General features: G+C 42.4%; 12 protein-coding genes. 5 read left to right on the top strand and 7 right to left on the bottom strand.

Features of this window, described 5'->3' with window-relative positions; translation table 11 throughout:
* Positions 1–111 precede the first annotated feature (111 nt).
* From NE665_RS18360 to NE665_RS18350, 3 genes are all read right to left on the bottom strand, one after another.
* Positions 112–1,068, bottom strand: a complete 957-nt coding sequence (locus NE665_RS18360) for a sensor histidine kinase (protein WP_117444646.1) — start codon at positions 1,066–1,068, stop codon at positions 112–114.
* Entirely contained in the window at positions 1,056–1,775 is a 720-nt protein-coding gene (locus NE665_RS18355; protein ID WP_233104766.1) for a LytTR family DNA-binding domain-containing protein, read from the bottom strand. The genes NE665_RS18360 and NE665_RS18355 overlap by 13 nt, the downstream gene beginning before the upstream one ends.
* A 177-nt stretch (positions 1,776–1,952) precedes the next feature.
* The gene (locus tag NE665_RS18350; protein WP_117444647.1) at positions 1,953–2,510 is read right to left on the bottom strand and encodes a TetR/AcrR family transcriptional regulator; all 558 of its coding nucleotides are present in this window, start codon (positions 2,508–2,510) and stop codon (positions 1,953–1,955) included.
* A gap of 565 nt (positions 2,511–3,075) precedes the next feature.
* On the opposite strand from NE665_RS18350, the gene NE665_RS18345 reads away from it, so the two are divergent.
* Both NE665_RS18345 and NE665_RS18340 read left to right on the top strand, forming a co-directional pair.
* Positions 3,076–3,777: an ABC transporter ATP-binding protein gene (locus tag NE665_RS18345; protein WP_117444648.1), complete on the top strand. Its 702-nt coding sequence runs from the start codon at positions 3,076–3,078 to the stop codon at positions 3,775–3,777.
* A gap of 4 nt (positions 3,778–3,781) precedes the next feature.
* Positions 3,782–6,262, top strand: a complete 2,481-nt coding sequence (locus tag NE665_RS18340; protein ID WP_233104767.1) for an ABC transporter permease — start codon at positions 3,782–3,784, stop codon at positions 6,260–6,262.
* A gap of 426 nt (positions 6,263–6,688) precedes the next feature.
* Here NE665_RS18340 and NE665_RS18335 read toward each other — a convergent pair whose 3' ends face one another.
* From NE665_RS18335 to NE665_RS18320, 4 genes are all read right to left on the bottom strand, one after another.
* Positions 6,689–7,504 (bottom strand): HAD family hydrolase, encoded by an 816-nt coding sequence (locus NE665_RS18335; RefSeq protein WP_117444650.1) that lies wholly within the window; start codon positions 7,502–7,504, stop codon positions 6,689–6,691.
* 244 nt (positions 7,505–7,748) lie between these two features.
* Positions 7,749–8,045, bottom strand: coding sequence for an MGMT family protein (locus tag NE665_RS18330; RefSeq protein ID WP_117444651.1), 297 nt, complete (start codon positions 8,043–8,045; stop codon positions 7,749–7,751).
* A 758-nt stretch (positions 8,046–8,803) separates the two neighbouring features.
* Positions 8,804–9,163, bottom strand: coding sequence for a hypothetical protein (locus tag NE665_RS18325; protein WP_233104768.1), 360 nt, complete (start codon positions 9,161–9,163; stop codon positions 8,804–8,806).
* Positions 9,164–9,226: 63 nt separating this feature from the next.
* Entirely contained in the window at positions 9,227–10,699 is a 1,473-nt protein-coding gene (locus NE665_RS18320) for a hypothetical protein (protein ID WP_117444653.1), read from the bottom strand.
* 439 nt (positions 10,700–11,138) lie between these two features.
* Here NE665_RS18320 and NE665_RS18315 point away from each other — a divergent pair, with 439 nt between their 5' ends.
* The 3 genes from NE665_RS18315 (at position 11,139) to NE665_RS18305 (ending at position 13,964) form a co-directional block, all read left to right on the top strand.
* Positions 11,139–11,948, top strand: a complete 810-nt coding sequence (locus NE665_RS18315) for a MerR family transcriptional regulator (RefSeq protein WP_117444654.1) — start codon at positions 11,139–11,141, stop codon at positions 11,946–11,948.
* 71 nt (positions 11,949–12,019) lie between these two features.
* Entirely contained in the window at positions 12,020–12,499 is a 480-nt protein-coding gene (gene tsaA, locus NE665_RS18310; protein WP_117444655.1) for a tRNA (N6-threonylcarbamoyladenosine(37)-N6)-methyltransferase TrmO, read from the top strand.
* A gap of 250 nt (positions 12,500–12,749) precedes the next feature.
* Complete coding sequence (locus NE665_RS18305) at positions 12,750–13,964, top strand: IS256 family transposase (RefSeq protein WP_117444656.1); 1,215 nt, start codon at positions 12,750–12,752, stop codon at positions 13,962–13,964.
* Positions 13,965–14,252: the final 288 nt, after the last annotated feature.

The following is a 14,252-nucleotide window of genomic DNA, read 5'->3' as shown; positions in this document are numbered from 1 at the left end:
CCTTCTCCATAACAGGATACAGCGTAGTTTAACTGAAACCGGACTATGCCAGTACAGAGGCTGTTGCATACAGCAAGAATACCTCATCAGTGTTCTCCACAGCATTTTCCTTCAGAGTAATTCAGATTCCTGCAGCGGCAGCATAATCTCTGTAATAAATACTCCCGGTTCATTTTTTCGCTGTATAAAGCCATCATATTTTTCAACAATCAGGTTCATACGCTTTAACCCATGACCGTGATTGCCGCGTTTCCTTGTCACATAATCCGCATCCAGCTTACGCACCACTTCACTGGTGGCATTGGTACAGGAGATATACAGCTGTCCCTTGTACAAACCGATATACAGCCGTAAAAACGGCTGTTCCTTTACCTTTGCACAGGCCTCCACCGCATTATCCGCAAGATTCCCCAGCAGGGCACACATATCCGTATCCTGAAACGGTATGCTTTTCGGAACACTTGCCTTTACATTGATATCGATTCCCTGCGCCAGTGCCAGAGACAGCTTGGAGTTGAGAATTGCATCCATATTGGCATTCCCGGTTTCCACCAGCTGCCGGATATCATCCAGCTCCTGTTCCAGCTCATTCAGATAGCGAAGAGATTCCTCTACCTCACCTTTGCGCAGCTTCGCCTTGAGGTTCTGCAGATGATTATGATAGTCATGCCGCCATGCACGCATGGTGGTATACATGTGCTCCACCTCCTGCACCTGCCGGTCAAATACCTTATTCTGATATTCCTGCAGCTGCTGTTCATAGCTGCGAATCATCAGCTTATCATAGAGTACGAGCATAAGCTCCATCAGTGTCCAGACAAAGGGGGCATACGACAGCGGCCAGGTCAGCAGGATAAAAACTGGTACGATGATATGCAGGATATACTCCCCTGCGGTATCCATGATAAAAATAAGCAGAAGAAATGTGGCATACAGCTGGCGATCTCCTGTATACAGGAGTGCAGAAAAGACGATCAGGGAAGCTGCGCCTTCCCACAGCAGTCTGTTTTTCTGCTTCCGTAGCAGCCACAGGTGAACCAGCAGCGGCAGCAGTATCAGAATCTGCATAACAAATCCCGCTTGCAGCGCTTCATGATTTCCTCCTGCACCCGCTGCTTCATTCCTCTGCTTACCGGAATGCATTCCTCATTATCCAGCATACAGCCGTCCTTGCGCAGTGCATGGATATGATTCAGATTCACACAGAAGCTGCGATGGCAGTTGAGAAAGTCGCCGGAAAGTTCGGCGCATACCTTTTGGAAGCTGCCCTTCATGCGAAAGATTCCCTTACAGTGATGACAGCGTACATAATGTGCATCACTCTCCAAATAATAAATATCCTCCTCATACAGCTTGCGCAGCTCTCCATCGATGGACCATAACAGATACGCTTTTGGTGCTTCCAGCTGATCCAAAAGCTGGCAAAGCTTGTCCTCCTGTACCGGCTTCAGCCAGTAGCGGACAGCATCCACCTCATAGCCCTCAAATACAAAGGAGGGATCGTTCGTCAGAAATACAAGATAAGCATGCGTATCTTTTTTACGCAGCCTTCTTGCTGTTTCCAGCCCGTTCAGTCCCTGCATTTGAATATCCAGAAACACCAGTTCATAGGGCTGTTCCTCCCATGCGAACAGAAACTGTTCTCCGCTGGAATACAGATCAGCATGATTCCCCAGCTTCTGCAGGAGCGCATGCAGTTCCAAGGCTAAAGCTTGCTCATCCTCTACAATAGCTATCCTCATATCGTCACCCTCTCCTCTCATTTCATAATTCATGCTCAGCCTCATCAGACTGCTACAGGAGTTCCTACAGCCCTGTATGCAATTCACAGACGGTTCTATCGTCCTTTATACAAGTGGATACTCTACAGATAATTCTACTATTCTGTATGCGCAAAATCAAAGTACCGATGCTTCCTGCATACATTCCTGATGGCCTGCAAAACACTGTATTCAAGCTTCCTTGCTGAATGGCAGCACATTGGATAACACAAAGCTGATAAACTGATCAATGGGAAGCGGCTCCTCCTCTTTGACCCAGCTTGATATTGCGGCAAGCAGACCGCAGAGGTAAAATTCCTCCAGAATGCTTTCCTCCTGTTTTGTACAGGGATGCTGGATTACATACGGACGCAGTATTGGCCAGATCATATCCCGCAGCTTTCTGCTGAACTGATTGCTGGAGGGGTCCCGCAGCAATACACTTACATAGGCGGAATATTTCCTAGCCAGCTCCATAATCATGCTCATATGATTTTTTAACCCGGACAGCTCGCTTTCTCTTGCCGTTTCAAGAATCTGCTCAGACGCCTGCAACAGCTCCGTCTCAATCGATGCAAAGATATCATAGACATCCTTATAATACAAATAGAAGGTTCCACGGTTATAGCCTGCCAGATCTGTGATTTCCTTTATGGTGATTTTATCGATCGGCTTACTGGAATAAAGTGTCCAGAAGGCAGAGCGCAGCTTGTCCTTTGTCTGTTCTGTAATCTGCGGTTGTTTTTTCATAGTGGCTTTTCCCTTCTTTCTGAGAATTCATGCATAGCTGTGAAACATGGCGGTGTTTTGGATTTTTCATTATGCACTTTCTATTATGCAGCACTATCAGGAAAGCACTGGATGTTTATAGGGTGGTACACACATAGTTCCTAAGCAAAGCTGCTTTGTTCTATGCCGCTGTCAGGTTGCTTTTTGTATGGTAAGACGGCTATGCTGGCATAGAATCGGATGGAATAACGGGAATACATGCTTCTGAAAGAATCGTTAGCTGTGTAGTTTATAACACTGCAGAACATGTACGTGGAGCTGATGATTTTGCTGGTAAACGTACAGATGAGGAACGCGTATCACGGGAATAAGGGTTGTGAATGAACACCATAATCATACAAGTATTGCACATCGTCGGTTCTAATCATATAAGGCTGCCTGTCCAGCTTTTCTTTTACGCTTCACCTTGCTTTATGATACCATGCCGGCCACTGTATTTCAATCACTCAACAGTGTGTTGTATATTGTTTATTGATACGTTTTACGTTCCATTTTATAATAGTTCATAGGAATTATGGAGGACTTTATGAGTGCATATATCACATTTGACAACATCGCAAAGCATTATCATCGTGCAGATGTCACAACCAGAGCGCTGGACGGTGCCAGCTTTTGCGTAGAGCAGGGCGAGCTTGCGGTCATTCTGGGACCATCGGGTGCCGGCAAGACGACGGCATTGAATATTCTGGGCGGTATGGATACCGCTACCAGCGGACAGCTGCTTGTGGATGGCAGAGATATCACCGCCTGCAATCGCAGACAGCTGGTGGAATACCGGCGCTATGATATCGGCTTTGTGTTTCAGTTTTATAATCTGGTACCGAATCTGACCGCCCTTGAGAATATCGAGCTGGCAAATCAGATGAAGAAAGACAGCATGGATGCAGGTGAAATTCTGAAGCTCGTCGGATTGTCCCATCGAAGCAGTAATTTCCCCGGGCAGCTTTCCGGGGGAGAACAGCAGCGGGTTGCCATTGCCAGAGCCATTGCCAAAAAGCCGAAGCTGCTGCTTTGTGATGAGCCGACCGGCGCGCTGGATGATCAGAGCGGGCGGATGGTTTTGGAGCTGCTACAGAAGCTGAGCCATCAGGAAGGGATGACCGTACTCATCATTACGCACAATGCGGCCATTGCCCAGATGGCGGATCGCATCATTCGCTTTAAAAATGGTACAGTCAGCGAAATGGTACGCAATACACCGCTGCCGATTTCCGAAATTGCGTGGTGAGATGATGAAAGCATCCAATAAAGATATCCGCAGAACGATATTCCGCAATAAGAAGCGCTTTTGTTCCATCCTGATAATCACCGCGCTTGGTGTCATGATGCTGAGCGGACTGAAGGCCGCCTGTGACGATCTGCGCTACAGTGCGGATCAGTTTTACGACGAACAGCAGGTATTCGATATTCAGATTGTGTCAACGATGGGGCTGAATGAGGACGATCTTGCGGCATTGCGAAAGGCGAATGGGATCGAGCGTGCAGAAGGTGTTTATCGTGAAACGGTGTATACCTCCGTAAACGGCAGTTCACAGAATGCGGATGTGCAGACACTGGGCGGGCAGTTGAATATGCCTTATCTCCTGAAGGGGAGGCTGCCTGAAAACGAGAAAGAAATCGCTGTTTCCAAAACCTATGCAGATGACAGCGGAAAAACAATCGGTGATACGATTCGGTTTCATGAGCCATCGCAGATTAGAAGCACTTACACCATATCGGCTATCGTGCAGGACCCTTCGGATTTGAACAATAAAGACGGGGCAGCGTCCTTTCGCTCCATTTCAGCCAGCCGCTATGTTTGCTTTATCAGGGAGGACAGTATTTCTGTCCCTGCATATACGGCAGCTTATGTACAGGTAAAGGGCAGCCGCGATATGGCATCGTATTCAGATGAATATGAGGCGCTGATCAAACAGGCAAAGAAAACGCTGGAACAGGATGTAAGGAGGCAGCAGGAGGACAGACGCTATGACGAGCTGGTGGAGCAGATGAAGCTTGCGGCATATGCAGTCGATCCGCAGGCCGCTGCCTATGTGGATACCTCTTCCATCGAGCATCCGAAATGGTACATTCAGGATCGCTCCTCACTTTCCAGCTACAGCAATATTGAGAGTGATGCAGCTTCCATCGAGGCAGTTGGTACAGCCTTCCCTATTGTATTTTTTACGGTTGCGATTCTGATTGCGTTAACGACAATCACCAGAATGGTTGAGGAAGAACGTCTGTTAATCGGCACCTACAAGGCGCTGGGGTTCCGTAATATAGAAATCATGAAGAAATATCTCCTGTATGCGGGGAGTGCCTGTCTACTGGGAGGTATCATCGGGGATATCGGCGGCTTCCTTCTGCTTCCGAAGTTTGTGTTCAGTATCTTTCAGACATTATACCTGATTCCGAATTACAGTCTGCAGTTTAACGCATGGTATGGAATCGGTGGAATCGCATTGTTTACCGGCGGGATACTGATTGCCGTGTGGATTGCGGTTCACGAAGAGCTGAGGCATATGCCGGCTGTACTGATGCGGCCTAAGGCACCACGAACAGGCGCAAGAGTTCTGCTGGAGCGGATTCGTCCGTTATGGAGAAATCTGACGTTTTTGAATAAGGTTACGGCAAGGAATCTGTTTCGTTATAAGAAACGAATGCTGATGACGGTGTTTGGAATTATGGGCTGCAGTGCGCTGGTGCTGTGCGCCATGGCGATCAATGATTCCGTCAGTGCATTGATTCCGAGACAGTATGAGCATATTTACCGCTATGATCTTATGGTGATGATGGATGATGCGCATGTATATCAATCGCTTTCAAAGGATGATGAGGTGAGCGAGTGCATGGCGCTGCTGGTGGATAATGCCACAATCAAGAGCAGTGGAAATAAGGAAGAACGCGTACAGCTGATGGTCTTTTCTGAACAGGCGGATGTGGCTTCGTATCTCTCACTGGAGGATTTGAACGGTGATCCTGTTACGCTTGAGAAAGACGATGTATACGTGACGCAGAATGCATCGCAGATTCTGGATTTCTCTGTGAAGAATACGATACGTGTGCAAAACAGCGATCTGAAGGAAGTGCGTGTGAAGGTCACGGGGATCGTTCAGAATTACCTTGGAAATACCATCTATATGGGTGAAAACACCTATGAGACGCTGTTCGGCTCTTATGAGGATAATGCAGTGCTGGCGAATTATAAGGGTAAGGTCAGTGAACAGCAGAAGGATAGCTATGTGCAGAAGCTGGAGGACAGGGATGGTGTGCTGTCTGTTGTGAGCACTTCGTCGATGCAGGATGCGTTTGAAACCTCCTTTTCCCTGATAACCTCGGTTGTCTATCTGATTTTAGCCATGGCTGCCGCTCTTGCCTTCGTTGTTCTGTTCACGTTGTCGACTACGAATATTTCCGAACGGATACGGGAGCTTGCGACGATCAAGGTGCTGGGCTTTTATGATAAGGAAGTGCATTCCTACGTGAATAAGGAGACGCTGCTTCTGACATTGCTGGGTATTCTGGTCGGGCTTCCTGCCGGTACGATACTTGCGCAGAGTCTTACGTTTGTGCTGAATATGCCATCCATCCATTTTGCGGTGACCATACGCCCCATCAGTTATCTGTATACGGTGCTATTATCCTTTGGGTTTGCTGTTGTTGTGAATCTGATTACAAACCGTGTGCTGAATCATATTGATATGGTGGAGTCTTTGAAGAGCATGGAGTAAAGGAACAGCGATAGGTGTAATCAGGAAGTGTTGATTGGTATGGTATTGAATGCTGTGTGATAATAATAAGAGGAAGAAGAAAATTCGTGTAGTAAAAAAGTATCCGGCTGGCTATAGGATTTATTCCTGGTGGAAGTGAATCCCTTACGGGTACTTTTTCTATGGGCTTTATCGTGTTGTATGCAGACCGGGTTCTTGGGATATGCGTGTGTTTATATATCGTCATAAACCAGGCAATCCTACAGGTATATTATTGTTGGTATTGGGGATTGCATGCTGTGTTTCCTTGTTCACATGAAAAGACTGGCACTGCTGGGGGTTGTCAGGATTTGCATGCAGGCTGCAACAATGCAATGAAGATGTGTTCCTGTATGTGTCTATTGTGTTTCGGCTGATCATCGAGAGATATTTACCTGTATGCTTCTGTTATTTCAGAAAATGCTCTTCCATGTATCTGGCAAAGCCGTCTTCATCGTTGCTGTATTTCGTGATATCATCTGCAATCGCTTTGGTATCATCGCTACCATTGATCATACAGACACCCAGACCGCTGTATGCCAGCATGTCATTGTCATTGGTCGTATCGCCAAAGGCAACGACCTCTTCCGGTGTTATCCTGTTGCATTCACAGAATTTTTTCAGTGCATAGGCTTTTGATACCCGCTGATCTGCAAATTCAATGAGGGTCGGCTGTGTTTTGAAACCTTTATAGTAAGGAGAGGGATGTTCGTTCAAATACTGTTCGATTTCATCCACGATATCTTCTTTGACACGATACATGATTTTAGCGTTTTCCTGCTCATACATGACAGAGAGGGAGTCCACGACAACCATATGCTTGTCACTGGTTAGGGCGGATTTGCGCATCTGTGCATCATCGCGTTCACAGAGCAGGCAGTCATCGCGATAGATAAAGCAGTTGGAATCAAAGGGCTTCATCAGCTCCATTGTTTCTTTGATCCACTCCTTTTTCATTTTAAAGTAGCTGTATTCCTTTTGATGAAGGTTATCCCAAAGCTCGGAGCCGTTCATGCCGATCAGGATATCAAAGGGGTATGAGATTCCCCACAGTGCTGCTTTTTTTGCCAGTTCATCCAATGGCCGGCCCGATGCGATGCCGAAGTAAATTCCTTTTGTGTGAAGCTGATGGATGACAGCTCTCGTTCTCGGTGTCAGTTCTCTTTCAGAAGTAACGAGGGTACTGTCAATATCACATATAACCAGACGTATATTTTTTTCCATAATCGATTGCTCCTTGGCTTGTAATGTTTGCGAGAGAATTCTCCTGTCAGTTACATTATAAGACACTTTTTCTGAATTTGTTAGCATGAATTCCGGAAATGATGGTTTCTCATTAGAAACTGCACGGTTGATGTATGCTTTTTGAAAATAATTTGTCACTCAGCAGTTGGGAAAGTTCGGTCGGCAGGTTATGCGTGCCTCTGTTTGGATTTTGTTGGTGGGTCTTTTGATAGAGGTGCTTGCTTTATATCTTCCACTGACAGGCTTTGAGATCAACGTTTCCATTGGGTTTGAAGGTAACGCCCTCGTCTATGAGAAGATCCTTCTGTTCATCCCAATCCGGTGCAGTCCTTCCGGCACTGTTAACGACGCGATGGCACGGGTATTCGCCATACAGGGAGGATGCGGAAAGAATCTTGCCAACCTGCCGGGCATTTCGCTCTCTGCCGGCCAGCTTTGCAAGCTGTTTATAGGTCGCAACGTTTCCTTTGGGTATTTCCGATACGATTTCCAGTACGATATAAATAAAATGCTCATCCATATGGGGACCTCCGATTTTTATAAGAACGTAATTACAGTTTTGACTTTCCTGCTATCCTGCCTTATGGACCTGTATTTCTAAATACATGTTCCAATTCCAACAGTTTCTCTTGAAAGCATATTATCAATGCTTCGTATGCTGAGGAATCAGATTCCTTCACAGCCCGTATTGCTTCGCTTAGCATGAACATCATATCCTGTTCCTTCATGTTTGAAATTACCGCTTTTATAGATTCCGGATTCTCATTCAAATCCTTAACAATCACCATCTATACATCAGGTGATACAACGATTTTCTTTGATAAATAAATCGGCATCCGTGGCTGTTTCCATATGCCTTTCATGTCGAATTTTCTGATAGCGTAAATACAGTCATCCCTCATACGATATATCCTCATCATTTTCATCCAGTTCATACAGTTGTTGCTCAAGCTTAAAATCATCCAAATGACTAATCTCCATAGTGACCAGTCTGTTTTCGGTTTTCAATACTGGATGCGATGCTTTTTAAGATACGGTAATACAGCTACCTTGTGCTACCATTCTCCAAAACACGAACAGTTGCAAGCAATCGCAACGGCATGCTCTGTTTTCTGTAAAACCACAGTTTAGTCAATCGTTCCTTTTTACGCGGAAACAGGCTTTGGTATCATTTACAGCAAAAGCTTCCAGAATGGCATGTTTTTCATATAGCTTTTTTCCTTTCTTCCAAATGGCATTGGAGTATCTGACTTTTATATTTTACATCACTTTTCTTATTCACCATAAGCTTATCTTTTTATCATTCTCTATATTTTGCAGTTGTTCATCCTGTGCAATTTTCATAATTTCATTTACCAGATGCGGATCTTTCAGCCTTGTACTTAAACCATCTTTTTTGGCCCTTCCAAGGAAATCCATACCACTGTACCAGATAATTTCTTTATCGATCACAACAAAATGTGCTGAATGATTGGAGTACAAAATAGCTGCCCCCATTCCTTCTATCGTCCGCACAAGCATTTCCTTTTGTCTTTGCTCATCATTCAAGACGACATACAGCTGAACATTTTGATGTGCCTTTTCCTGCAGGACATCAAAATAGCTTTTGATTTTTCCTAACTCATAATGCGCGTTCATAATCAGGATTTAACTGCTGGATGCCTTTATATCTTCAAGAAATACATGTTTTTATTACATCATTCACCTTTGCATTGCTATATCAATTTTTATCATATCCACATTCTTTCTCCGTTTTGCGCTAGCAAATAATTTTTTAAACCATGTAGCATCATTTTCTCTTGTATGTAAAAGGAGAAAAATAAAGATATCTGTTAAATCATCTTTACAATTTTTTAATCCCAGCTGAGCAACACGTATTGCATCATCCTTTTGATCATGTTGATTGTAGTATGTAATTAAAGCATTATAATTCTTTTGTTCTCTTCCTAAATGATTTTCTAAATAAGTAATATACTTATCTTCTCTGCCATGTTGATTATATAATAACGCTGCTTTTTCTTTATTTTCATTGATATACAGTATATCCGCATATGCCAGGTATTCTTCATCATTTGTACATAGTTTTTCAGCAAGCTCTTCCATGATATCGGAAGCGCCAAGATAATCATAGTAATCATGTTCAACAATATCGGTAAGTACCTTTTTTCTTAACTGCCTATCATCAAACTGAATCTCATCAGATTGAACGAGTTCTTTACAAATTTCCAAAACAGTATCAATTTCCGGTTGATCATCGATATATTTTTCAAATTTCAACCATTCGACAACCTCACACACATCATTCCAGCTATCCTCTAAAAATGATTTCATTTGTTTTATCTTTTTCCTTTCTAAGCATCGCATACGGATATCTATCAGAAGTTCGTTACTTCGAGTTAATTTTTCTTTTATTTCAAAAAGTTTTGTACCTCTATTTCCGGATTTCAGAATTTCGGTCTTTTTTGTTTCCAGGTCAGCAATTGCAATTTCTGAAGCGGTTTGCATAGAAACAAACAATTTCTCAGTTCCGCCTAAATCCTTCAGAATTCTTGGTTTTAGATTCTTGCAGATGGATGTTTCTAACATTTTGATAAGCTTTTCTGCACGATCTTTATCGCTTAGTTCAGTTGTTAAATACATAAATGAGATTATCCAGTCCGCAGCTGCTTTGTCTAAATTATAAGATAACTCTTCTTTTATTTTAGAATCTGACAATTCAATAAATTCCTCTTCCGGTGCATCCTCAGAATCTTCGCCCTCCTGGATAAAGAATTTTAATTCAAAAATCCTGCTTAACAAATCGTATACCGTTTGATATTCCTCCAGCACTACAAGCTGATGGCACCCGGCAAAAATTCTCCGCATCATTGGCAGTATTGAAAATGGATCATTATACCAGACTACCCAATCATCCATATATCTGCCATCTTCGTCAAATTCATGATAATGAGTAACATATTCAAGATAAATATCACCTGTTTCAATCCTCGTACATAAGATATCTATATCATCAAGTGTCGGCATATTGATAATTTTCTTTGTCCCGGATAGTGACAGTAAAAAATCATTTTGCTTGTAATTGGAGATCAATTTTGCCTGCGTTAATATCCATGCGTCCTTTTCTTCTAATGACATTTTCTTTAGCTGTGCTTTTACTTTATCTAAATATTCCATGGCTCATGCTCCTTCATTTTAATGGTATGATTTATAATATATATTGTGATGTAAGAAAATCCTCTTGTGTTGGATTTATGAATGATATACATATTTTACCATGCCTAGTGAAATATTAAAATGATTATCGTAAGCTGTTGAAAGAAGTACATATCAATCAGATAGGATTCACTTAAGAATAGGCAATTAACAATGTAGGACATAAAGATATGATTAAGTAATGCGACGAATTGTATACTATGATTGTTTTTATTTATATTATAGATTTTTAAGGAGTCATATCTAGAATAGTTGTGAAAATAATAGTAGTTTATTTAGTGATTTTTACAGTAGTCTACTGGTTTTTCAAGTTAAATTCAGTGCTTTGGTATGTGCATGGCGTTTCCTATTGAAGTATAAAAATCTTGCCTTATAATAAGAAGCAGAATGGAGGCGGTTTATGTTTCGAATTGGTGAGTTTTCCAAGCTAATGCAGGTTTCTGTCAGAATGCTGCGTTATTATGATGAGGTGGGACTTCTGAAGCCGGCACAGAGTGATCCATGGACAGGATATCGCATGTATGCTGTGGAGCAGATTCCTGTTTTGAACAGGATTTTATATTTACGGGATTGTGGTTTTACAGTTGCTGAGATGGAAGGTTTAGTTTTAGGAAATGACGATAGGATGATGGAGGCATTAAAGAATAAGGAAAAGGAGATTGCAGCTACGATCAAGATAGAGGAGCAGCGATTACGAAGAATCAATCACCTTCTTCAGGGAACTGCTGATCTGCATTCTAATGTTACGATAAAATCGATTCCACGCTGTCTTGTGGTATCAATAAGAGAAATTATTCCTGATTATTATGCGGAAGAAATGCTCTGGGAGAAGCTATCTGATTTTGCAAGGCAACATAGAGTTGATTGTACTCCAACTACCATTTCCATTTATCATGATGAGGATTACAGAGAAGCGAATGTGGATGTGGAATTGTGCCTGCCTGTAAAAAAAGCAATCAGGGTTTGTGATGGATTCCAATGTCGTGAGGTGGAAGAAGAGCTATTGATGGCCTCACTTATGGTATATGGAGATTTTTCAAATATATCTGCGGCCTATCAATCCTTTGCAAAATGGCTGGAGACAAACAGACAATATGAAATGAAAGGTGCAAATCGGCAGATGATACACCGTGGTCCGTGGAATGAGGAAGATGTCGGCAGTTATCTCACGGAATTGCAGATTCCTTTGCGCATGCTTAAAAAATATTGAATTTACCTCTTGACCCTCACATGGTGTGAGGGATTATCGTATTGGTACAGACGAAATGGAGGAAAAAAATTATGACAAAATTTGAAGTTCATTCTGTAGGTTCTATTCACAGTGGTAAAGAGGGAGGTACATTTATTCAGGTAGATGAGAATTATATTCCAGCGTTGCAGGCATTGGATGGTTTCAGCCATCTGCAAATTATCTGGTGGTTTGATGGCTATGATGAGGATGTGTACAGGACTGTTTTAAAGACGAAACAGCCATATAAAAAAGCTCCGGAGGAAATGGGAATCTTTGCAACAAGATCCCCGATTCGTCCGAACCCGATTGCATTGACTGCAGTTGAGATACTTTATATTGATTATGATAAGGGTGTAATACAGATTGCTTATATTGATGCGAATGATGGCTCACCTGTTCTGGATATAAAGCCTTATACGCCTAGTCTTGATCGTATTGAGGCTCCTGAAGTACCTGCGTGGTGTGCGCATTGGCCGAAAAGCCTGGAGGCATCGGGTAGTTTTGCATGGGAAGAAGAGTTCAATTTTTAGGGGTCTTATAGGCTAAATGGATGGTATCGTATAAAGACACTGTTTCATAAAGTACGCTATTACGACAGCAATAGTAGTTTAAGAGCAATAATCAATATGCAAAGCCAGGCAACCTTCTTGTAATCATATGAATATTATAGCTGTAAAAATATAACAGCGCGACTCAGCGGGAATGTAGCAAAAGATGTGTAAATAGTAAAAAACGGGTAAGAATGTAGATACGAAACATACTTACAGGAGGAAAAATACTATGAACACATCTTTTATTTCGACAAAGCAGGTTAAGGACCTTGTCAATGAACAAAAGTTTACATCAACACAGGATATCATGGAGTGCATGAAAGGCATGTTTGCGGATGTTTTAGAACAGACATTGCAGGCTGAAATGGATCAGCATTTAGGTTATGATCGTGCAGAAAGAACATCTTGCGATGGGAAGAAAAACTATCGCAATGGTACTATAAAACGCACTATGAAAACACAATTAGGTGAAGTGGACGTAAACGTACCACGTGACCGGAATGGTGAATTTGAGCCACAGATTATTGGAAAATATCAGAGAAACGCTGATGGCATTGAGGAACGCATTCTTTCCTTATACGCTACCGGAATGTCCACAAGAGATATCAAAGATCAGATCAAAGGGCTGTATGATGTAGAAATTTCAGAAGGGCTGGTAAGCAAAATCAGCGAGCGAATCTTACCGGAAGTAACAGAATGGCAGAACAGACCCTTAGAAGCCTTCTATCCGTTTATATTCATGGATGCGATTCACTATAAGATCAGGGAAGATCATCAGGTAGTGACAAAGGCTGCATATGTTGTCTTGGGCATTAATAACGAAGGAATGAAGGAAGTTCTAGGCTTATGGGGAGGTGCAAGCGAAAGTGCAAAATATTGGATGGGAGTGCTGAATGAACTAAAAAGCAGAGGAGTTAAAGAAGTTTCTCTGTTCTGTGTAGATGGCCTTACAGGCTTCAGAGAAGCCATAGGAGCGGTCTATCCAAAGGCGCGCATACAGCGCTGTATTATCCATCAAATCCGCAACAGCACACGCTTCGTAAGCTACAAACACATCAAGGAATTTATGAAGGATTTAAAAACAGTTTACCAAGCAAACAACGAGGAACAGGCTTTGAATCAGTTAGCAATTTTCAAAGATAAATGGGGTAAGCAATATCCAACCGCTGTACGTAGCTGGGAAGAAAACTGGGATATATTAAGCACATACTTTGATTATCCTGTCGAAATACGCAAAATCATCTACACGACAAATGCGATTGAAGGATTGAACAGACAGTTCAGAAAGGTCACTAAAACAAAGACAGTTTTTCCAAACGATGACAGTTTGAGAAAGATGTTTTATTTAGCAATCCAAAACCTCAGCAATAAATGGACACAAAGATGTAGAAACTGGGATCTTATTCAGAATCAACTTTCCATTATGGAAGCAGTAGAAGGATAAAGAGTAAAGATAAAAACATATAAAAAATCAGTATAACCCATGATGAATTGGGCATACTGATAATACATAAATAGATGATGATTAGACATGATTCGTCATCTACATATCTAAACCTGTCGATTTTTACTTACACATAATTCTTCACATTCCCGCATTTTTTATAATAGGGGTAGAGGAATAAATTCAAGATTTATTGCCCCTCCCATTGAACCGTACGTACGGGTCTCGTATACGGCTCTACATTTATATCGAAATCACAAACTCTTAAGATAATAATTAAGGGGATTG

The organism is Clostridium sp. DFI.1.208 (assembly GCF_024463855.1).
Lineage (GTDB): Bacteria > Bacillota_I > Bacilli_A > Erysipelotrichales > Erysipelotrichaceae > Clostridium_AQ.
The sequence above is the reverse complement of the archived record's forward strand: the minus strand, read 5'-3'. Positions and strand labels throughout refer to the sequence as shown.